The organism is Klebsiella sp. RC2 (genome assembly GCF_014192815.1).
GTDB classification, from domain to species: domain Bacteria; phylum Pseudomonadota; class Gammaproteobacteria; order Enterobacterales; family Enterobacteriaceae; genus Klebsiella; species Klebsiella variicola.
Window position 1 is genome coordinate 895272 of record NZ_JACHYL010000002.1, and the last position, 19571, is coordinate 914842.

Annotated in this window: 19 protein-coding genes and 1 tRNA gene; 9 read left to right on the forward strand and 11 right to left on the reverse strand. The window is 56.9% G+C overall.

Going from position 1 to position 19571, the window contains the following annotated elements; all coding sequences use genetic code 11:
• Nucleotides 1–27 precede the first annotated feature (27 nt).
• Both ecpA and FHW76_RS09185 read right to left on the reverse strand, forming a co-directional pair.
• Entirely contained in the window at nt 28–615 is a 588-nt protein-coding gene (gene ecpA, locus FHW76_RS09180) for a common pilus major fimbrillin subunit EcpA (RefSeq protein ID WP_012542737.1), read from the reverse strand.
• A gap of 74 nt (nt 616–689) precedes the next feature.
• Entirely contained in the window at nt 690–1232 is a 543-nt protein-coding gene (locus tag FHW76_RS09185; protein ID WP_008805314.1) for a helix-turn-helix transcriptional regulator, read from the reverse strand.
• Nucleotides 1233–2075: 843 nt separating this feature from the next.
• Here FHW76_RS09185 and phnC point away from each other — a divergent pair.
• From phnC to phnE (FHW76_RS09205), 4 genes are all read left to right on the forward strand, one after another.
• The gene (phnC, locus tag FHW76_RS09190) at nt 2076–2918 is read left to right on the forward strand and encodes a phosphonate ABC transporter ATP-binding protein (protein WP_012542738.1); all 843 of its coding nucleotides are present in this window, start codon (nt 2076–2078) and stop codon (nt 2916–2918) included.
• A 22-nt stretch (nt 2919–2940) separates the two neighbouring features.
• Complete coding sequence (gene phnD / locus FHW76_RS09195) at nt 2941–3879, forward strand: phosphonate ABC transporter substrate-binding protein (RefSeq protein ID WP_032691132.1); 939 nt, start codon at nt 2941–2943, stop codon at nt 3877–3879.
• A 67-nt stretch (nt 3880–3946) separates the two neighbouring features.
• Nucleotides 3947–4819 (forward strand): phosphonate ABC transporter, permease protein PhnE, encoded by an 873-nt coding sequence (gene phnE / locus FHW76_RS09200; RefSeq protein ID WP_012968864.1) that lies wholly within the window; start codon nt 3947–3949, stop codon nt 4817–4819.
• Nucleotides 4816–5700 carry a phosphonate ABC transporter, permease protein PhnE gene (gene phnE / locus FHW76_RS09205; protein ID WP_012968865.1) on the forward strand — a complete coding sequence of 295 codons (885 nt, stop codon included), beginning with the start codon at nt 4816–4818 and terminating at the stop codon, nt 5698–5700. Before phnE (FHW76_RS09200) ends, phnE (FHW76_RS09205) begins: the two co-directional genes overlap by 4 nt.
• Before the next feature lie 340 nt (nt 5701–6040).
• Here phnE (FHW76_RS09205) and FHW76_RS09210 read toward each other — a convergent pair whose 3' ends face one another.
• The gene (locus FHW76_RS09210; RefSeq protein WP_064166039.1) at nt 6041–6706 is read right to left on the reverse strand and encodes an HAD family phosphatase; all 666 of its coding nucleotides are present in this window, start codon (nt 6704–6706) and stop codon (nt 6041–6043) included.
• Between the two features lie 95 nt (nt 6707–6801).
• Nucleotides 6802–7671, reverse strand: coding sequence for a DMT family transporter (locus tag FHW76_RS09215; RefSeq protein ID WP_008805308.1), 870 nt, complete (start codon nt 7669–7671; stop codon nt 6802–6804).
• A gap of 411 nt (nt 7672–8082) precedes the next feature.
• Here FHW76_RS09215 and FHW76_RS09220 point away from each other — a divergent pair, with 411 nt between their 5' ends.
• Nucleotides 8083–8649, forward strand: a complete 567-nt coding sequence (locus FHW76_RS09220; protein ID WP_004222859.1) for an NlpC/P60 family protein — start codon at nt 8083–8085, stop codon at nt 8647–8649.
• Between the two features lie 45 nt (nt 8650–8694).
• Here FHW76_RS09220 and phoE read toward each other — a convergent pair whose 3' ends face one another.
• Nucleotides 8695–9747: a phosphoporin PhoE gene (gene phoE, locus FHW76_RS09225; protein WP_115656123.1), complete on the reverse strand. Its 1053-nt coding sequence runs from the start codon at nt 9745–9747 to the stop codon at nt 8695–8697.
• 289 nt (nt 9748–10036) lie between these two features.
• Here phoE and proB point away from each other — a divergent pair, with 289 nt between their 5' ends.
• The 3 genes from proB to FHW76_RS09240 all read left to right on the forward strand — a co-directional run bounded on the left by proB (nt 10037) and on the right by FHW76_RS09240 (nt 12590).
• On the forward strand, nt 10037–11140 hold the full coding sequence (gene proB, locus FHW76_RS09230) for a glutamate 5-kinase (RefSeq protein ID WP_008805306.1): 1104 nt from the start codon (nt 10037–10039) through the stop codon (nt 11138–11140).
• A 10-nt stretch (nt 11141–11150) separates the two neighbouring features.
• The gene (gene proA, locus FHW76_RS09235) at nt 11151–12404 is read left to right on the forward strand and encodes a glutamate-5-semialdehyde dehydrogenase (protein ID WP_022065078.1); all 1254 of its coding nucleotides are present in this window, start codon (nt 11151–11153) and stop codon (nt 12402–12404) included.
• A gap of 113 nt (nt 12405–12517) precedes the next feature.
• Nucleotides 12518–12590: transfer RNA gene (locus tag FHW76_RS09240), tRNA-Thr, on the forward strand.
• 827 nt (nt 12591–13417) lie between these two features.
• On the opposite strand, the gene FHW76_RS09245 is transcribed toward FHW76_RS09240, so the two are convergent.
• The 6 genes from FHW76_RS09245 to nac form a co-directional block, all read right to left on the reverse strand.
• Nucleotides 13418–14155 (reverse strand): amino acid ABC transporter ATP-binding protein, encoded by a 738-nt coding sequence (locus FHW76_RS09245; protein ID WP_032438732.1) that lies wholly within the window; start codon nt 14153–14155, stop codon nt 13418–13420.
• A gap of 9 nt (nt 14156–14164) precedes the next feature.
• Entirely contained in the window at nt 14165–14926 is a 762-nt protein-coding gene (locus FHW76_RS09250) for an amino acid ABC transporter permease (protein ID WP_012968869.1), read from the reverse strand.
• Nucleotides 14927–14931: 5 nt separating this feature from the next.
• Nucleotides 14932–15627, reverse strand: coding sequence for an amino acid ABC transporter permease (locus FHW76_RS09255; RefSeq protein WP_004222853.1), 696 nt, complete (start codon nt 15625–15627; stop codon nt 14932–14934).
• A 23-nt stretch (nt 15628–15650) separates the two neighbouring features.
• Nucleotides 15651–16403 carry an SDR family oxidoreductase gene (locus tag FHW76_RS09260; RefSeq protein WP_009485112.1) on the reverse strand — a complete coding sequence of 251 codons (753 nt, stop codon included), beginning with the start codon at nt 16401–16403 and terminating at the stop codon, nt 15651–15653.
• Nucleotides 16404–16516: 113 nt separating this feature from the next.
• Nucleotides 16517–16957, reverse strand: coding sequence for an acetyl-CoA carboxylase biotin carboxyl carrier protein subunit (locus FHW76_RS09265; protein ID WP_009485113.1), 441 nt, complete (start codon nt 16955–16957; stop codon nt 16517–16519).
• 117 nt (nt 16958–17074) lie between these two features.
• On the reverse strand, nt 17075–17998 hold the full coding sequence (gene nac / locus FHW76_RS09270; RefSeq protein WP_009485114.1) for a nitrogen assimilation transcriptional regulator NAC: 924 nt from the start codon (nt 17996–17998) through the stop codon (nt 17075–17077).
• A 355-nt stretch (nt 17999–18353) separates the two neighbouring features.
• Here nac and FHW76_RS09275 point away from each other — a divergent pair, with 355 nt between their 5' ends.
• A complete protein-coding gene (locus tag FHW76_RS09275) occupies nt 18354–19556 on the forward strand; it encodes a pyridoxal phosphate-dependent aminotransferase (protein ID WP_004222844.1) in 1203 nt (400 codons plus the stop codon).
• Nucleotides 19557–19571: the final 15 nt, after the last annotated feature.

Here is a 19571-nt window from a genome sequence, read left to right on the forward strand (position 1 = left end):
GCCCCCCCTGCTGGTGCATCAGAAGGATCAGCTGGTCCAGGTGGCGTCGAACTGGACGCTGACGTCGCCGCTCCAGATCCCTTCCGGCAGGGTGCTGTAATCGGTCACTGCGGTGGTGCCGTTGGTGGTGCCGCTGATGATGGAGAAAGTGAAACCATCCTGCGCGGTGGTACGGCCGCTGGCGTTGTAGCCATTAGCCAGCGCGCTGAGGTTGCCGCCCAGCACGCCGTTAGCGGTATCGATCATCACGGTATCTGCCGTTTTTTCCACCGCGGCGCCGTTATAATCCACACCCACGCTCAGCGTGGAGCCGGAGGTGTCCAGCTGGGTTAAGGTGTTGGTGATAAGGCGCGAGGTCAGCTTAAAGGCGGTCGCCGTTGCGTCACCCTCAATCGCCACGTCAAACAGACCTTTCTGCGAGTTAAAGCCTTTAATGCCTTCGGCGTACTGGAATGCCAGGCTGCCGAGCGGGGTCACAACCAGCTTGCTGGTGGTGTCTTTTTTAGCGGTCGCCGACCAGGTCGCAACAGCCTGAGCCGTTACGTCAGCAGCCTGCGCCACACCCATACCGGTAAACGCTGTTACCAGAGCTATTGCCAGAACCTTTTTTTTCATCGCTTTTTCATCCTGAGTTGAATTAAGGACATGATGTCCCGGTGAACCATTTAAAAAACAATATTGCCTGGGTGTTACTGAACTAACTTATATATTTTGGAATACAGTTTGGCCTCAGCATTGCGCCGATGGGTATATACTGTCTTCACGCTACAATTTTCAATTCTGGCGATCGATTTCGGCTGCATGCCCTGAGCGGTCATGCGGATTATTTTCATTTCCCGGTCAGTAATTTTATCTTTCTTAATATCTTTGCGGAGAAACCTGCCATTAATTACGTAGGCCAGTTCTTTTCTAATATCGCGACTCAGGCCAACATATACCACGCCGCGAATATTGCTATTGTAATACCAGTAATTTGCTAAGGCTTCTGATTTCCTGGCCGCAATCAATACGACCTGTTTCCCCTTTACCGCGGATAGCCATTCGCTATCGCGCCTGATAAATTCATTTAAAGAAGCCGTGTTGAGATTGATAAACACAAAATCCTTTCTAATCTTCTCCTGCGACAGATAAATTAATTCATCGATATCCAAAATGAGTTCGGATAGTCCTTTATAGAAGTAGGAGTCATGGGCAGACCAAATGTACTTATCGGAACAGCATTTATATTCCATATAGTTTTTAACCTCATAGTCCTTGAAGTAATCATTTTTACAACTTCACTGTTTGCCAGGCCTACAAAGTTAACTGGCGTATTCGCTTCCTTTAATAAATCGCCATTAAATAAGACACGCATTACTTATCAATATTTGATAAGCCGGGTTTAATTTTAATTATTTCTGCATGGCGTTGAATTTAAGTTTTTTCCTATGGAGTGTCAACACGCGGACAGGCAATCAATTTCGTGCCTGGGTCAATATTTACAAAAACTGAAAATATCGGATTTTTGAGGAGTGGAAAAAGACATTTATTTTCATGAGGTTATTGGCAATATTACCCTCAATTCTTACTTGTGCTTTATATTACCCAGGATCTTCGCCCTATTATGTTAGGAATATTCTTAATGAGGGGCAGGGTGGAGTTGTCAAATAAACCAAATTAACAACAAAATAAAGAATATAAATCTGAATATAAGCAATAACCAGGATGATTTACCAATTCATAAGCCACATGAATAGATTAACCTGCCGCACAAAATAGTTATGCATATGTTAATTCTGCGGAATGATGAATGCTAAACAAAGGTAGAAGCATTATCTATTCGATTAAACAGACCTCATTAGCAAGATAAAACGAGTTTTGCCGATAGGTGCCTGCCGTCACGGCTGCGCCTGCCTTCGCGCCCCCCGAAAGCATAGCCGCTTTTCAAGGCTTCGCCAGCGGTCAGCAAGCCGCGCGGTCGGCCTGTCATCCCCGCCTTTTCCCGCCTGTTCACGCTTTGTTCGCAATACCGTCATCGAAATTTCATATAAAGACCTATTAATAGTGCCCAGTTAATGACGAACCTGGACACTCTTATGAACAGCTCTCTTGCCGCGGTGGCCGAAACTGATTTCCAGCCGTTCACCGATCTCGATGCCGGCCTGCAGCGGAAGGTCTTAAGCGTGCGTAACCTGACTAAAGCCTATCATGCTCAGCACAAAGTGCTGGACGGCATCAGCTTTGACCTGCACGCCGGTGAAATGGTCGGGGTCATTGGCCGCTCCGGCGCCGGCAAATCGACGCTCCTGCATGTCCTTAATGGTACGCACAGCGCCAGCGGCGGTGAAATTCTTAGCTATCCGGAAGTCGGTATGCCACACGATGTCTCAAAGCTGAAAGGCCGCTCACTCAACGCCTGGCGCAGTCAGTGCGGGATGATCTTTCAGGACTTCTGCCTGGTACCGCGCCTCGACGTGCTCACCAACGTCCTGCTTGGCCGCCTCAGCCAGACTTCAACCCTGAAGTCACTGTTTAAAATTTTCCCCGCCGCCGACCGGGCGCGCGCCATTGCGCTGCTCGAATGGATGAACATGCTGCCGCACGCGCTGCAGCGGGCGGAGAACCTCTCCGGGGGACAGATGCAGCGGGTGGCAATCTGCCGGGCACTGATGCAAAACCCCGGCATTTTGCTGGCCGACGAACCTGTCGCCTCGCTGGATCCGAAGAACACCCAGCGCATCATGGATGTGCTGCGCGAGATCAGCGAGCAGGGCATCAGCGTGATGGTGAACCTGCATTCGGTAGAGCTGGTGAAGGCCTACTGCACCCGGGTTATCGGCGTCGCCAGCGGCCAGCTTATTTTTGACGATCACCCCTCCCGGCTGACGCAGGATGTGCTGCAGCAGCTGTACGGCGATGAAGTTAGCCAATTGCATTAATTTCACTCACACGGGCAACATAATGAAAAAATATATGACTGGCGCAGTTCGTTTATCCGCAGTGGTCGCGGGCATGATGATGGCATGGCAGGCGGCGGCAGCGCAGCCGAAAGAGCTGAATCTGGGCATTCTCGGCGGGCAGAACGCCACCCAGCAAATCGGTGATAACCAGTGTGTGAAGACCTTCCTCGATAAAGAGCTGAACGTGGATACCAAACTGCGTAACTCTTCCGACTATTCCGGGGTGATCCAGGGTCTGCTGGGGGGCAAAGTCGACGTGGTGCTGAGCATGTCCCCCTCCTCTTACGCTTCGGTTTATATCAATAACCCGAAAGCGGTGGATATCGTCGGCATCGCCGTGGACGATAAAGATCAGTCTCGCGGCTATCACTCCGTGGTGATCGTCAAAGCCGACTCCCCGTACAAAACGCTGGACGATTTAAAAGGTAAAGCGTTCGGCTTCGCCGATCCGGATTCCACTTCCGGGTATCTGATCCCTAACCATGCGTTTAAAGAAAAATTTGGCGGTAACGCCGACAACAAATACAACAATACCTTCTCCAGCGTCACCTTCTCCGGCGGCCACGAGCAGGACATTCTCGGCGTGCTGAACGGCCAGTTCGCGGGCGCGGTCACCTGGACCTCGATGGTCGGCGATTACAACACCGGCTACACCACCGGCGCGTTCAACCGTCTGATTCGCATGGATCATCCGGATCTGATGAAGCAGATCCGCATTATCTGGCAATCACCGCTGATCCCGAACGGCCCGATCCTGGTAAGCAATGCGCTGCCGGCGGACTTTAAGGCGAAGGTCGTGGCGGCAGTGAAAAAACTGGACACCGAGGATCACGCCTGCTTTATCAAAGCGATGGGCGGTACCCAGCACATCGGTCCGGGCAGCGTGGCTGACTTCCAGCAGATTATCGACATGAAACGCGAGCTGGTGAGCGCGCGTTAATCCTGCCTCAACGCCGCCTGCTTGCCCCCAGGGTAAGCGGCGGCGCTACGTTGAAGATCCCCGACGCATGAAGACGACCCACACCGAATTTGAACGCTATTATCAGCAGGTACGCTCGCGGCAAAAGCGCGATACCGTCTGCTGGTCGTTACTCCTGCTGGCGCTCTATTTTGCCGCCGGCAGCGCCGCAGAATTTAATCTGCTGACCATCTGGCACTCGCTGCCCCACTTCTTTGACTATATGGCAGAGACCATTCCGCCTCTGAGTGCCGGTAACCTGTTCGCCGATGTGCAGACCAAAGGCTCGCTGGCCTGGTGGGGCTATCGCCTGCCGATCCAGCTGCCGCTCATCTGGGAAACCCTGCAGCTGGCGCTGGCCTCGACGCTGGTGGCGGTCGCCATTGCCACCATCTTCGCGTTCCTCGCCGCCAACAACGCCTGGACCCCGGCGCCGGTACGCTTTGCCATTCGGGTACTGGTGGCGTTTTTGCGCACCATGCCCGAGCTGGCGTGGGCGGTGATCTTTGTCATGGCGTTCGGCATCGGCGCGATCCCGGGCTTTCTGGCGCTGATGCTGCACACCGTCGGCAGCCTGACCAAACTGTTCTACGAGGCGGTGGAGAGCGCGCAAAACAAACCGGTACGCGGCCTGGCGGCCTGCGGCGCGTCGCCGCTGCAGAAAATCCGCTTCGCCCTGTGGCCGCAAGTGAAACCGCTGTTTCTCTCCTACGGCTTTATGCGGCTTGAAATCAACTTCCGTTCGTCGACGATTCTCGGGCTGGTGGGCGCGGGAGGTATCGGCCAGGAGCTGATGACCAATATCAAGCTCGACCGCTACGATCAGGTGAGCATCACCCTGCTGCTGATCATTCTGGTGGTGTCGGCGCTGGACATGCTGTCCGGTCGTCTGCGCCTGTGGGTACTGGAGGGTAAGAAATGAGCGTCTGGCACATGCAACCGGATATCGCCGCCAGCCGGCGGCAGCATAAACAGCTCTATCAGGTCCAGGGGCGCTACCTGCGCTACGTCGGGCTGGTAGCGCTGGCCTGCGTGCTCTATTACGTCTGGTTTTTTCTGCAGTTTGGCATCAGCGGCGAGCAGCTGACCACCGGTCTGCAGCAGATTGGCCGCTACCTGGCGCGGATGTTCGTCTGGCACGACTTCTGGAACTGGCCGTTCGGCTATTACTTCACGCAAATCGGCATCACCCTGGCTATCGTCTTCGCCGGGACGCTGACCGCCACGGTGCTGGCGCTGCTGCTCTCCTTCTTTGCCGCCCGCAACATCATGCGCGGCGTGGTGCTGGGGACCCTTGCCCTGCTGATGCGCCGCCTGTTTGATGTGCTGCGCGGGATCGACATGGCTATCTGGGGGTTGATTTTCGTGCGCGCGGTCGGCCTCGGGCCGCTGGCCGGGGTGCTGGCGATCATCATGCAGGACACCGGTCTGCTGGGACGGCTGTACGCGGAAGGACACGAAGCCGTGGACCGCTCGCCCGGGCGCGGGCTGACCGCCGTGGGCGCGAACGGCCTGCAAAAGCATCGCTTTGGCATTTTTACCCAGTCGTTCCCAACCTTCCTCGCCCTGAGCCTGTATCAGATTGAATCCAACACCCGCTCCGCGGCGGTGCTGGGCTTCGTCGGCGCCGGGGGTATCGGGCTTATCTATGCCGAGAACATGCGCCTGTGGAACTGGGATGTGGTGATGTTTATCACCCTGCTGCTGGTGGCGGTGGTGATGATCATGGACACCCTTTCCGCCTGGCTGCGCCGTCGCTATATCGGCGGCGCCGCGGTGCCGCTGTATCAGGGCGGACGCTAGCACACCTTTGCGCCGGATGGCGGCTTCGCCTTATCCGGCCTACTCGTCCAGGACTGGCTGTTGACTCACCGCCGGGCCTGGGGCAACTGAAACTGCCGGTGCTGGCGGCCTCAACATCGCTGAGACGTTCCCGGAAGGCCGGGGCAGCCCGCATGGATGCGGGCTGAGGGCCGTGTTTTGCAGGGATGCTGCCTCGGCCCGACCCGAAGCCTGCAGGGATAAGTCGAAGGCACCACGCAGTGGCGATGTTGCTGGCCGGAGCCCGGGGGTACAGGTGGCGGCTGCGCCTTACCCGGCCAGGGGTTCGTGCGCCCTGCCGTTAATTTATTCACCGTTGTTGCTATTCCAGCCGCCAGCTCAGCACCGGCCAGCCATATCCGGCACCCGCCGCCTGCAGCTGCGGACAGGGATTGACCAGCCGCACGCGATCCGCATGCAGGCACAGCGGCAGATCGTTAATGGAATCGGTATAGAAAGTCACCTCGCCGTCATACTGCGGATGCGCCTCGCGCCACTGCGCCAGACGCGCCACCTTCCCCTGCTGATAGCTGGGGATCCCGGCAATGATCCCGCTGTAGCCGCCGTCGACCATCGCCACGTCAATGCCCAGCGCCTGCTCGATCTCCAGCGCGGCGGCCACCGCCTGCACCAGCAGGCTAACCGAGGCGGAGATAATCAGCATCTGCTCCCCCTCGGCCCGCAGACGACGAATAAGTTCCCACGCCTGCGGATAGACCCGGGGCAGGATCGCCTCGCGCACGCAGCGGGCCACCAGCGCGTCTACGTCCGATTTTGGTATTCCGGCCAGCGGCGCCTGGATCAGGGCCACATAATCGGCGATATTCATCTCTCCCCGGTCATAATCCGCCATCAGCCGCGCCTCGCGGGCAAGATACCCCTTCTGCGTCGCCAGCCCTTCGCGAACCATAAACTGGCTCCAGACCGTACTGCTATCGCCCTGTATCAGGGTGTTATCGAGATCAAAAATCGTCAGCGTGTTGCCCATGGTACTTTCCCTTACTGGTCAAAATAAGCTGCCGGGAGCATGCGTAAAAAAGATGACAGGAAAATGAACCGGACGCCAAAGCGCCCGGCTCGCCATCAGCCGGCGCGGACCTTCGCGGTGCGGAACACCAGCACGATCCCACCGATGATCGCCACCATACCAACCATCGCCGCCGCCGGCAGCCGGTTGCCCAGCAGCAGATAATCCAGCAGCGCCGTGATCACTGGCACCAGATAAAAGAGGCTGGTGACATTAACAATATTTCCCGCGCTCAGCAGACGATACAGCAGCAGCTGGGCGACCACCGAAATCAGCAGCCCGAGAAACAGCACCGGAATAATCAACCCGGCGTTAACGGTAAACTGGAAGCCGCTGACCGGGGCAATCAGCAGGCACAGCCCCAGACTGACGGCGTACTGCAGCGGCAGGACATCCGCCGGCGCCTGACGGCTGCGCTTTTGCCACAGCGCGCCAAAGGTCATCAGCAGCAGAGCCGCCAGCGCAAACAGGATCCCCACCATCGCCATCGGCGAGGCCGCCAGGCTGCGCCACACCAGCAGCACCAGCCCCGCCAGGGCAATCAGCAGTCCTGACAGCCGCCGCCCCTGCAGGCGACGCTCCACCACGCAAAGCGTAAGGATGGGCTGGATCCCCATGATGGTGGCGATAAGTCCCGGCGTCACACCGTTAGCCATCGCCTCGAAGTAACAGACCGAATAGCCGCCAATCAGCATCAGGCCGGTGGCCGCTGTCTGCAGGCGGGTGCCCGGCGCGGGCAGCCAGCGCCGACGGACGATGGCCAGCGGCGCCAACGCGACCAGGGCAATCAGAAAACGAAAGACCAGCAGCGCCATCGGCGAAGCGTTGTCCAGTCCCCAGCGGGTGAAGATGGCCGCGCTGCCCCACAGCAGCACAAAAATGGCCGTTGTCGCCTGCGAGGCGAGCAGAGAATAGCGAACGTGCATAGCATGCTCCGGAACGTCAAACACAAGGTATCAAGCGTCATACCGGCAGGTAAGCGCCTGCTAAAGACGGCGTTAAGCGTCGAAAACAACCCGGTCTGGAGGGGGAGGCGGTGGGCAGAGCGTGGTGAAGCAATGATGAAGCGCAGACGTCATCCACCCCGCGTCGAAAGCGGCGCCGGGCAAAGTCTCACCAGAGATGGCGTAATGCGTCATGGAATGCCTCGTGAAATGTTTAATCAGAATCCTGGCACAGGCCGTTCGGAAGTGACAACTGCCTTTTATGGGTGATCTCTCGCCTGATTGTTTATTTTTAATCGTAAATAAACGTAAAGGCGGCCTCGGCTTATTCAGCCGTTCTTTTTAATCGGCTATAAAACAAAGCAGTCTGCTTGCTACTTCGAAAATAACGATATGAAGCCAAAACTGACGCATGCTCTCTTTTTAATTCCTTTTTTGTTGTTGGCAGGATGCTCCTCCTCACCGAAACAGGCAAAGAACACAAAATCTCATGCGGATATGACCATTGACGGCGGATCGGACGATCTGATCCCGGTGGTGGCGGCCCTGCATGATCAGATGCACACCTGGCAGGGAACCCCCTATGAATGGGGTGGTACTGAACAAAGCGGCGTCGACTGCTCGGGTTTCGTCTGGCGCACGTTGAAGGATCGCTTTAACCTGCCGATGGAGCGGATCACCACCCGCGAGCTGCTGCACATGGGCGTGCGGGTCAATAAACGCGATTTACGTCCCGGCGATCTGGTTTTCTTCCGCACCCGGGCCGGGATGCACGTTGGCTTTTACGATACCGATCATAATTTCCTTCACGCCTCGAGCAGCCAGGGCGTGATGCGCTCTTCGCTGGACAACCCTTACTGGGAATCGGCGTTCTATCAGGCGCGTCGTCTGCCGAAGGAGTATAACGCGCAGATCACCATGAACAGCGACACCCTGCATCTGGCGAAGAATCGCCGCTAAAAAAAAAGCCGCAGCCAGGGCTGCGGCGGGTGGTTCTGCGGTCAATCAGAACTGGTAGGTCATACCCAGCGCGACGATGTCGTCATCGTTGATGCCGAGTTTGTTATCGTTTTTCAGCTGGTTGATTTTGTAATCCACGAAGGCGTTCATGTTTTTGTTGAAGTAGTAGGTCAGGCCCACGTCAATGTAGTTAACCAGATCTTCGCTACCCACCCCTTCGATATCCTTCCCTTTCGACAGCACATAGCCGAGGGACGGACGCAGACCGAAGTCGAACTGATACTGCGCCACCGCTTCAAAGTTCTGCGCTTTGTTGGCAAAACCGCCGCTGATCGGGGTCATTTTGCGGGTCTCAGAATACATGGTCGCCAGGTAGATATTGTTGGCGTCATATTTCAGGCCGGTCGCCCAGGCTTCCGCTTTCGAACCCTGGCCGCGGGCCAGCAGGTTCTGATCGTTGGTACGGTCGGAGCTGGTGTAGGCCGCGCTGACGGCGAAGTCGCTGCCGCCGAAATCATAGCTTAATGAGGTACCAACGCCGTCGCCGTTCTGTTTCTTCGCTTCACGGCCTTCGTTTTTACCCTGGTACTGCAGGGTCATATCCAGGCCATCCACCAGACCGAAGAAATCGGTGTTGCGGTAGGTCGCCAGGCCGCTGGCGCGTTTGGTCATAAAGTTATCGGTCTGGGCAGAGGAATCGCCGCCGAATTCCGGGAACATATCGGTCCAGGCTTCCACGTCGTACAGGGCGCCAAGGTTACGACCGTAGTCAAAGGAGCCGTAGTTCTTCAGCTTCACCCCGGCGAATGCCAGACGGGTTTTCTGGCTGGAGTCGCTCTCGGTTTTGTTACCCGAGAATTCAGATTCCCAACGGCCATAGCCGGTCAGGTCGTCGTTAATCTGCGTTTCGCCTTTAATACCGAAACGCACGTAAGTCTGATCGCCATCTTTGCTGTCATAATCGCTGAAGTAGTGCATGGCTTTGATCTTGCCGTACACATCCAGTTTGTTCGCGTTCTTGTTATAAACTTCCGCTGCCTGCGTCGCTGTTGAAGCCACAAAGCCCATCATCATTAATGCCAGAGTACTCTTTTTCATTATTCAGTCCTGGTGATTTATTTATACGCGCTATTCAATTGCGGGCGCTCGCCCATCAAAAACAGGAGGTTTTTTAACGCCGGGAGATTAAATATTTATGACAAGGTGGAACTTTTTATAAAAAAGAGTATTTAAATGTATCTGACATATTTTTGTCACATCCCCTCTCCAGAATGCCCGATCCCGCGCAATAAAATGGCGCGCCCGCCGCCCCGGGTGTTGGCAAGCGGGCCGACTCCTGCTACAACATCAGCTCGATATCGATATTCCTTTTGAACGGCAGAGAATCATGAGTGAAAGCCAGACGCTGGTAGTAAAACTGGGCACCAGTGTTTTAACAGGCGGGTCCCGCCGCCTGAACCGCGCCCATATCGTTGAGCTCGTGCGCCAGTGCGCACAGCTGCACGCCATGGGACACCGTATTGTCATCGTGACCTCCGGGGCCATTGCCGCCGGGCGCGAGCACCTTGGTTACCCGGAACTGCCCGCCACCATCGCCTCCAAGCAGCTGCTGGCGGCGGTGGGACAAAGCCGTCTGATCCAGCTGTGGGAACAGCTGTTTTCTATCTATGGCATTCACGTTGGCCAGATGCTGCTGACCCGCGCCGACATGGAAGACAGAGAACGGTTCCTCAACGCCCGCGACACTCTGCGCGCGCTGCTGGATAACAGCATCGTCCCGGTCATTAACGAAAACGACGCCGTCGCCACCGCGGAAATCAAAGTGGGCGATAACGACAATCTCTCCGCACTGGCCGCGATCCTCGCCGGGGCGGATAAGCTGCTGCTGTTAACCGACCAGCCAGGCCTGTTCACCGCCGACCCGCGTAGCAACCCGCAGGCGGAGCTGATTAAAGACGTCTACGGCATCGACGACGCGCTGCGCGCCATCGCCGGCGACAGCGTCTCCGGACTCGGCACCGGCGGCATGGGCACCAAGCTGCAGGCCGCGGACGTCGCCTGCCGCGCGGGGATTGATACCATCATCGCCGCTGGCAACCGCCCGGACGTCATCGGCCACGCGATGGAAGGCCTGCCAGTAGGCACCTGCTTCCACGCGCAGGAGTCTCCGCTGGAGAACCGTAAGCGCTGGATCTTCGGCGCCCCGCCGGCCGGTGAACTGACCGTCGATGCGGGCGCGACCCAGGCGATCCTCGAAAGAGGAAGTTCGCTGTTGCCAAAAGGCATCAAAATCGTCAGCGGCAACTTCTCCCGCGGCGAAGTGATCCGCATCCGCAATAGCGAAGGACGCGATATCGCTCACGGCGTCAGCCGCTACAACAGCGATGCGCTGCGCCTTATCGCCGGCCAGCACTCGCAGCAAATCGATGCCATTCTGGGCTACGAATACGGCCCGGTGGCCGTCCACCGCGATGATATGATCATCCGTTAAGGAGCTGAAAATGCTGGAACAAATGGGCATTGCCGCCAAAGCGGCCTCCTGGCAGCTGGCGTTACTCTCCAGCCGGGAAAAGAACCAGGTACTGGAAAAGATCGCCGATTATCTGGAAGCGCAGACCGACGATATTCTGCGCGCCAACGCGGAAGATTTAGCCGAAGCTCGCGCCAATGGCCTGAGTGAAGCGATGCTTGATCGCCTCGCGCTGACCCCGGCGCGTCTGAGCGGCATCGCCAACGATGTGCGCCAGGTGTGCAATCTGGCCGATCCGGTCGGCCAGGTGATCGACGGCGGGCTGCTGGATAGCGGTCTGCGTATTGAACGTCGCCGCGTCCCGCTGGGGGTGATTGGCGTGATTTATGAAGCGCGTCCCAACGTGACGGTCGACGTCGCCTCCCTGTGCCTGAAAACCGGCAACGCAGCGATCCTGCGCGGCGGGAAAGAGACCTGGCGCACCAACGCCGCCACGGTGAAGGTGATCCAGCAGGCGCTGCAGGAGTGCGGTCTGCCGGCCGCCGCGGTACAGGCCATTGAGAGCCCGGATCGCGCGCTGGTGGGCGAAATGCTGAAGATGGATAAATACATCGATATGCTGATCCCCCGCGGCGGCGCTGGCCTGCACAAGCTGTGCCGCGAGCAGTCAACGATCCCGGTGATCACCGGCGGGATTGGCGTGTGCCATATCTTCGTTGATGAAACCGCCGAGATCGCCCCCGCGCTGAAGATCATCGTCAACGCCAAGACCCAGCGGCCGAGCACCTGCAATACCGTGGAAACGCTGCTGGTGCACCGCAACATCGCCGACACCTTCCTGCCGGCGTTGAGCAAACAGATGGCCGAGAGCGGCGTCACCCTGCATGCCGCCCCTTCCGCCCTCCCCACGCTGCAAAACGGCCCTGCGAAAGTCGAGCCGGTGAAAGCGGAGCAGTATGACGACGAGTATCTGTCGCTGGATCTGAACGTCAAAGTGGTGGCCGATATGGATGAGGCTATCGCCCATATTCGCGAACATGGCACCCAGCACTCCGACGCCATCCTGACCCGCACCTTGCGTAACGCCAACCGCTTTATCAATGAAGTGGACTCTTCCGCCGTCTACGTGAACGCCTCCACGCGCTTCACCGACGGCGGCCAGTTCGGCCTTGGCGCGGAGGTGGCGGTCAGCACCCAGAAGCTGCACGCCCGCGGCCCGATGGGGCTGGAAGCGTTAACCACCTATAAGTGGATTGGTTTCGGCGACGATACCATTCGTGCGTAAATGAGAACGGGCGATGCAAAAATAGGCAGTTGATTCCACTGGCTATTGACGCATCGCCCGCTAAGTTCTAACCTTTTGCCTCGTGATTCACGCTCGTGAACACCTCTTGCAGGGCCGATATAGCTCAGTTGGTAGAGCAGCGCATTCGTAATGCGAAGGTCGTAGGTTCGACTCCTATTATCGGCACTCACACAACAAAACCCATTAAAAACAATAAGTTAAATAGTAGCTCTCTCTCAAGTTACGATCTTCTTTTAAGGGATTGTATGACCAACAGTTGCCGCTATGGTTAACAGTGGCTACTCAGGGATGTTAGCACGTAGCGGCCTGTAGTTGTAAAGCTCGAACAGGTACAAAGCGTGAACAGTCCACACGAACCGCTATCAACTCGAAGCTGATGACGCTGCCAACGTCTCTAAATCCTCCCGAAACAGATTGATCACACGCATTTAAGCCCAATGTGTGGCCGTATGAGCCACGTAAACAGGTGAATAGTGGTAAACGTACCTGCACACGACATGCAGGCTCTGCCAGCGCTTCGCTCACGCTCTGAAAGGTACACGAGCACCCTGATAAGGTGTGATCCTTCTGAACACTGATGTAGTCGCCTTGACCTGCTCCCCACAGATTGATGCATATAGATGTTAGTAACGTCCGCTTCACGCCCTGAGACATTCGACAAGCTTTACGGCATTAGTAAGGGAGATTTTCACTCTTCCAGTGCCAGAAAGTATCTCGCTTCGTCGTACCGGGTTTTGGTCTTCCAGCAACGGTAAATGATCCTTATCCATTTGAATGCCTGAGCCCGGATGAATGCTATCGGAACGACCGTCGAGAATCTGTATCTGCGGCACCTCGAAAATGGATGCCTGCCGATGGTCTCTTGAACAGGCAAGAAAGCTGGTAGAAATGTACAATACAACTGCCACGACAATACAAAACGCCCGATGAAATTCATCAGGCGTTATAAGGCTGAAAAATTATTACCTGTTCTTTTATTAGTGAATTTACTCCTAGTGGAGCAGTAGATCATTGAGGAAACGTCGCGCGCGCGGATGTTGCGGCGCGGTAAAGAATTTATCCGGAGCAGACTTTTCCAGTATTTGTCCCTGATCCATAAACCAGATCGTATCGGCTACGTCACGCGCAAAGTTCATTTCATGAGTCACGCACATCATGGTCATCCCTTCCTGCGCCAGCCCGCGCATCACGCTCAGCACCTCGCCGACCATCTCCGGGTCGAGTGCAGATGTCGGTTCGTCAAACAGCATGACAGGCGGCTTCATCGCCAGCGCCCGGGCGATAGCCACCCGCTGCTGCTGGCCGCCGGAAAGCTGTGCCGGATAAACGTCGGCCTTGTGCGATAGTCCCACCCTTTCCAGCAGCTCCCCGGCATGACGTCGGGCTTCCGAACGCTTCTCGCCGAGAACTTTCACTGGCGACATCATGATATTTTCCAGCACCGAAACGTGCGGAAACAGATTGAAACTCTGGAAGACAAAGCCGATTCTCGTACGCAGCTGGTTCAGCCTGGTGCTCGAGCCATGAATATCGACGCCGTCAAACAGGATCTGTCCCTGTTCGATGGGCTCAAGACGGTTGACCGTCCGGATTAACGTCGATTTTCCGGATCCGGAAGGACCGCACACCACCACCACTTCACCGCTTTTTATTTCGGCGCTGACGTCGGTCAGGGCCTGATATTCCCCGTACCATTTATTCACCTGATTGAACAGAATCATCGGTCGCATGGTTGCTCCTTATTGAGTTTGTGATGGTGATGGGTCGAGAACCAGCGGCATGACCGGCTTTCCCATAGCGGACTGTGCACGTTGCCTCCTGCTGGCAATACGCAGCTCCAGGCGATTGGCCAGCCACGTCAGGCTAAAATTAATGATGTAGTAGCTCAGCGCTACGATGGCAAAGACCTGGAACGGTTTTGTCAGCAGCTGATTACTGACCTGGTTGGCCGCATAGGTCAGCTCCGGAACGTTAATAACGTAGCCGAGGGTACTATCTTTGATAATCGACACCAGTTGACTGACCAGACTTGGCAGCGCGTTGTACAACGCCTGCGGTAGAATCACCAGGCGCAGAGCCCGCACATGCCCCATTCCCAGCGCACGGGAGGCTTCATATTGCCCTGAAGGCAGCGCCTGGATCCCGCCGCGCACAATTTCAGCGATGTAGGCGCTCTCGTAGATAACCAGCGTACACAGCATCGTGCTGAAGCCGCTAATATTGTGGCCAATCAGCAACGGCACGCAGAAATAGGTCCAGAACACCACCATCATCAGAGGAATACCGCGTAGCAGATAGATCCAGCAGGTGACCGGCCAGCTCAGCCAGCGCCACGGAGAGAGGCGAGCGAGGCACAACAGCACGCCGACCGGGAAGGCGAACAGCACTGCCAGCAGCGACACCAGCAAGGTACACAGCACACCGCCAAGCGGACCATCAGGATATTGCCCCATCAGCAACAACAGGCCGTTATCATGCAGAATCGTGAAAAAATCAAACATACATATTACCTCGCATACGCGCGCTGAAAGCGACGGGCCAGCAGCGCCCCCATCCCCATCAGCAACAAAGAGAAGGCCAGGTAGCCTACCGTCGCCACCATATAAGCTTCGAAGGTACGGAAGGTCTGGTTTTCAATATCGCGCGTTACGTAAGTCAACTCGGTGACGCCAATGACCATTGCAAGGCTGGTATTTTTAAACAGCAGCACGGTGTGGTTAATCACCGATGGCAACGCATTACGGATCCCTTGTGGCAGAATCACCAGCCACATGGCGCGCAAATATCCCATTCCCAGCGCCCTCGCCGCTTCATTCTGGCCTTCGGGGATGGCACGCAGACCGCTGCGGATGTCTTCAGAGAAATAGGCCGCCTGGCACAATCCCAGCGCGACCAGCGAGAACAGAAACTCCGCATTCATCTCGTTGACCCACATCTGCAACGACTCAGGCAGCAGCGTCGGAATCGCGAAATACCACATCATCAGCTGAATAAGCGTCGGTACATTGCGGTGATAGGATACATACGCCGCGACCAAAAGCTGCGCGAAGCGCTTGTTGCTCAGACGGATCATCACCAGCACCAGCGCAATAAACATGGCCAGCAGCCATGCACCCAACGCCAGTTCCAGAGTGACGACGGTGCCATCAATAATCATCTGGCCGTAGTGGCCAGTCATCACGTTACTGAAGTCGAGTGCCATATATCCTCCTCGTTTGCCGTCATTCAGGACTCACGGTCACCAGGACGCATCGTGGATAGCCCACCGGGTACCTGCAGCGTCGGCGTGATCTCAATATTGCCGATGTTGACTGCCACCGGCGCGGCGAGCGCAAAGGCCACGCAGTCGGCGATATCTTTTGCTTCCGGCAGCTCGAAACCATCGATAAAGCGACGGCGGGCGTCTTCGTGATCGCCGGATACGTTACCGAATATCTCCGTCGCCACCCGCCCGGGGCAAATTTCGGTAATTCGTACCCGCTTGCCATAGCAATCGACGCGCAGCTGACGCGACAGCGCGTGCACTCCTGCTTTGGTGGCGTGATAGATGGAATTGCCATTGAAGTTATAAATCGCAGCGATGGAGGTAATATTAATGACGTGACCGCAGTCGCGCGCCACCATTCCCGGTACCAACAGACGACACAGGTGCAGCACGGCACGCAGGTTGACATCCACCTGGGTGTTGACCCAGTCGGCCTCGGCATCGAGAATCGATCCCGGATGAGAAACGCCGGCGTTGTTCACCAGAATATCGACCTGCAGACCCTGGCACAGTGCGGTCAGCGCCGATAGATCGCCGACGTCGACGGCGTGGGGAATGCAGCCAGTTCTGTCCGCCAGGGCGGCAAGCTGTTCATGGCGACGTGCTACCGCGTGAACCTCAATGCCTTCCTGACAAAGGCGTTCGACAATCGCTTCCCCCATCCCAGCGGAAGCGCCGGTCACCAGGGCCACTTTATAATCTGAAAATGGCATATGAGCCTCTCCTGTTGCGGCAGACCGATCTGCCTTTGACGTTGTTTTTCTGACTGTATGCAGTTATGTCCAACGGGGATAAGACATAAATAGTTTGGCCCGATAAGGGGTCCTTATAACTTCGCGGAAGCGGCATCCGTGGGCAGCAGCAGCGCGATCTCGCTGCCGTACTCCAGCCGGCTCCCCGCCGGCGCCACAAGGTTTTTGAGCGTCCCGGCCACCGGGCTGCGCACCGGCAAATAGAGCGGCCCGACCTGCACCAGCGCGAGGATATCGTTCGGCGCAACATGCTGCCCCTCGCTGACGAACGCCTCCCCATGGCTGGGATGGCTCAGCAACAGGCGTCCCGGCATCGGGGAACACACCGATAGCGGGCGGGTTTCGGCCCCCAGCGGCGGCAGAGGCGGCGGTTCGTCCATCGTTTTGCCACTGGGGTAGCGCAGGCGAACCGACCAGTCCGCGCCGCGCCACTCAAGCTCCCGCAGTCCGGCGTTATGCATCTTCTGCGCCAGCTGGCGCACGTCCTCAAAAGCTATCAGTTCTTTTTCCATCATGATTCCATCGCGCAAGGGTCAGAGCACGGCTATGCCGCGCGCCAGAGTAGTGACTCTAGCGCGGGGATCGGAAGGGTTGATAAGAGGGTTTCGCTTTGAGGCAATAAGGGGGACTTATTATCCCACCAGGGTTAGCGGCCGGTTGTCCTCAGTCCGCTGCGCCATCAGGGAGAGCAAAATCCCCTTCACCGCCTCCGCGGGCTGCGAAAGCGGCAGATGATCGGACATACAGAACGAGAGCGAGGTGAGTACATTGGGTTCGACAATTCTCGCCATCCAGGCATTGGCGGGCTGGAGCATGGTGCGCGCCGCGGACTCCGGCATGATGGTGCCGCCGAGATCCGCCGCCAGCGCGGCGTTAAGCGTGGTCAGCGATTCAATCTCGCACTTCACCCGGTAGCTCAGTCCGGCCAGTGTAAAGGCGTCGTCCGCGGCTTTACGCATAATGTTATAAATCCGCGGTAGAAACAGATCGTAGCGGGCGACCTCCGCCAGGGAGATTTCGCGCCGGGGCTCCCCCAGCGCGTGCGGACAGACGAAAAAAAGTTCTTCTTTCATCAGCGGTAGAAAACGCAATCCATGAATATCACGGTCACCATAGATAACCGCCATATCCATCCGACCGCTCATAATTAATTCGCTGAGGGTGGTGCCAAAATTTTCATTGAAATAGAGCACAATCCCGGGATGCTGGCGCTGGACTTCAGTCAGCAGCGGGATCGCCAGCAGTTGGGCAGCTGTGCCCGGCGCCAGCCCGACAGAAACCTGACCGCTCAGGGCCTGGCCTGCACCGTCGATGGCGCTCTGCGCCTGCTCGCATTGGCGCAGAATCGCCTGAGCGTGGGTATAGAGAATTTTTCCGGCGTTGGTTGGTGTGACCCCTCGTTTGGTACGAATTAATAGCTGCTGATCGACTTCACCTTCCAGAGTCGCCAGCTGCTGGCTGAGCGCCGGCTGAGCGATATGCAGAATGTCAGCGGCCTGCGTCAGGCTCCCGACGTCGACGATTTTAATGAAATATTTCAGGCGGCGAAGATTCATAGTAGCAGTCCCACATCAATACGTATCTCTGATGGCAAGCAAGATCGGTGCCATAGCCTAAGAGCACCACAGGCAGCCAATAGCGCCGCCATTTTCAGACAACCCACACTTCAACGCCGCTGCCTTTGCACCGTCGGAGTGCAGCGGCATATACCTGTTTGTCAACGGAGTGCCAGGAGGACGATTTCCTTCGGTCATCGCATTGCGTTATGTCCCCACAACAAAGCGCTATTAGCTTGCCACCTTCGCCCCCCTCTATGCTGGCTGATGTGTATTAACCTCCTTCGCCGCACACGGTGGATTATTCTGCGCCGCGTGTGGGTTTGCTGACCTTAGAACCAGGAACCGCAGCCTCATGCCTGATATAGCCGATCGTCTCAAAAATGTTACCGTCTCCGCCTCCGTCGCCATGACGCAAAAAGCACGCGATCTCGCCGCGCAGGGAATCGATGTCGTTGGTCTGTCTACCGGCGAACCGGACTTTCCCACTCCTCCTCACGTGATCGATGCCGCCTATGCCGCAGCATGCGCCGGGGATACCCGCTACCCGCCGACGGACGGCACGCCAGCGTTGCGTGCGGCCATCCAGCGCAAGTTCCTGCGCGACAATGAGCTACGCTACGATATCAGCCAGATCCTGACCGCTGGTGGCGCCCGACAGATTATCTTCAACGCTATGATGGCGACCATTAACCCCGGCGATGAGGTACTCATCCCCATGCCATCCTGGATTAGCTATGCCGACATCGTTAAATTCGCTGGCGGCACACCGGTGCCAGTACCCTGTCATGAAGAGTACGGTTTTAAACCACTGCCGCAGGACGTCGAAGCAGCGATCACGCCGAAGACCAAATGGCTGCTGCTGAATTATCCCAGCAATCCGACTGGATCGGTCGCCACCCATGCCGAACTCCTGGCACTCGGTGAGACGCTGTTGCGTCATCCGCATATCTGGATCATGACCGACGATATTTATGAGCATCTGTTGTATGACGGCGTGAAATTCTGGACCCTGGCACAGGTGGAGCCCCGGCTGTACGATCGCGTATTGACAGTGAACGGCGTCTCGAAAGCCTATTCAATGACCGGCTGGCGGCTGGGTTTTTGCGGTGGCCCATTGACGCTGATTAAGGCGATGAGCAACGTCAATACGCAAAACAGCGGCGGCGTGACGACCCTGGCACAAGCGGGGTCCGTCGCCGCACTGGATGGCCCGCAGGGTCTGCTGGCAGAACGGGCGGAAATCTATCGCCAGCGCCGCGATTACGTGCTTGAGCGTCTTGCCGGAATTCCCGGTCTGCGATGCCATAAGCCGCAGGGGGCCTTCTATCTGTTCGTCAACATCGAGGCGTTTATCGGAAAAACCAGCGCCAGCGGCCATTTTATCGCCAGCGACGCCGATTTTGTGATGGCGCTGATTGAGGAGCAGCACGTGGTGACGGTACAGGGGGCAGCCTACGGCATGAGCCCCTACTTCCGCCTTTCTTACGCCACCAGTATGGAACGCCTGCAAACCGGTTGCGATCGCCTCGCGGCCTTCTGCGCGGGTTGCCGTTAAGCTGTAGCGCGCAAA

Excerpts from the sequence above, each read along its gene's own strand:
- ecpA (WP_012542737.1), bottom strand. The coding sequence starts at position 615 with ATGAAAAAAAAGGTTCTGGCAATAGCTCTGGTAACAGCGTTTACCGGT.
- FHW76_RS09185 (WP_008805314.1), bottom strand. The coding sequence starts at position 1,232 with ATGGAATATAAATGCTGTTCCGATAAGTACATTTGGTCTGCCCATGAC.
- phnC (WP_012542738.1), top strand. The coding sequence starts at position 2,076 with ATGAACAGCTCTCTTGCCGCGGTGGCCGAAACTGATTTCCAGCCGTTC.
- phnD (WP_032691132.1), top strand. The coding sequence starts at position 2,941 with ATGAAAAAATATATGACTGGCGCAGTTCGTTTATCCGCAGTGGTCGCG.
- phnE (WP_012968864.1), top strand. The coding sequence starts at position 3,947 with ATGAAGACGACCCACACCGAATTTGAACGCTATTATCAGCAGGTACGC.
- phnE (WP_012968865.1), top strand. The coding sequence starts at position 4,816 with ATGAGCGTCTGGCACATGCAACCGGATATCGCCGCCAGCCGGCGGCAG.
- FHW76_RS09210 (WP_064166039.1), bottom strand. The coding sequence starts at position 6,706 with ATGGGCAACACGCTGACGATTTTTGATCTCGATAACACCCTGATACAG.
- FHW76_RS09215 (WP_008805308.1), bottom strand. The coding sequence starts at position 7,671 with ATGCACGTTCGCTATTCTCTGCTCGCCTCGCAGGCGACAACGGCCATT.
- FHW76_RS09220 (WP_004222859.1), top strand. The coding sequence starts at position 8,083 with ATGAAGCCAAAACTGACGCATGCTCTCTTTTTAATTCCTTTTTTGTTG.
- phoE (WP_115656123.1), bottom strand. The coding sequence starts at position 9,747 with ATGAAAAAGAGTACTCTGGCATTAATGATGATGGGCTTTGTGGCTTCA.
- proB (WP_008805306.1), top strand. The coding sequence starts at position 10,037 with ATGAGTGAAAGCCAGACGCTGGTAGTAAAACTGGGCACCAGTGTTTTA.
- proA (WP_022065078.1), top strand. The coding sequence starts at position 11,151 with ATGCTGGAACAAATGGGCATTGCCGCCAAAGCGGCCTCCTGGCAGCTG.
- FHW76_RS09245 (WP_032438732.1), bottom strand. The coding sequence starts at position 14,155 with ATGCGACCGATGATTCTGTTCAATCAGGTGAATAAATGGTACGGGGAA.
- FHW76_RS09250 (WP_012968869.1), bottom strand. The coding sequence starts at position 14,926 with ATGTTTGATTTTTTCACGATTCTGCATGATAACGGCCTGTTGTTGCTG.
- FHW76_RS09255 (WP_004222853.1), bottom strand. The coding sequence starts at position 15,627 with ATGGCACTCGACTTCAGTAACGTGATGACTGGCCACTACGGCCAGATG.
- FHW76_RS09260 (WP_009485112.1), bottom strand. The coding sequence starts at position 16,403 with ATGCCATTTTCAGATTATAAAGTGGCCCTGGTGACCGGCGCTTCCGCT.
- FHW76_RS09265 (WP_009485113.1), bottom strand. The coding sequence starts at position 16,957 with ATGATGGAAAAAGAACTGATAGCTTTTGAGGACGTGCGCCAGCTGGCG.
- nac (WP_009485114.1), bottom strand. The coding sequence starts at position 17,998 with ATGAATCTTCGCCGCCTGAAATATTTCATTAAAATCGTCGACGTCGGG.
- FHW76_RS09275 (WP_004222844.1), top strand. The coding sequence starts at position 18,354 with ATGCCTGATATAGCCGATCGTCTCAAAAATGTTACCGTCTCCGCCTCC.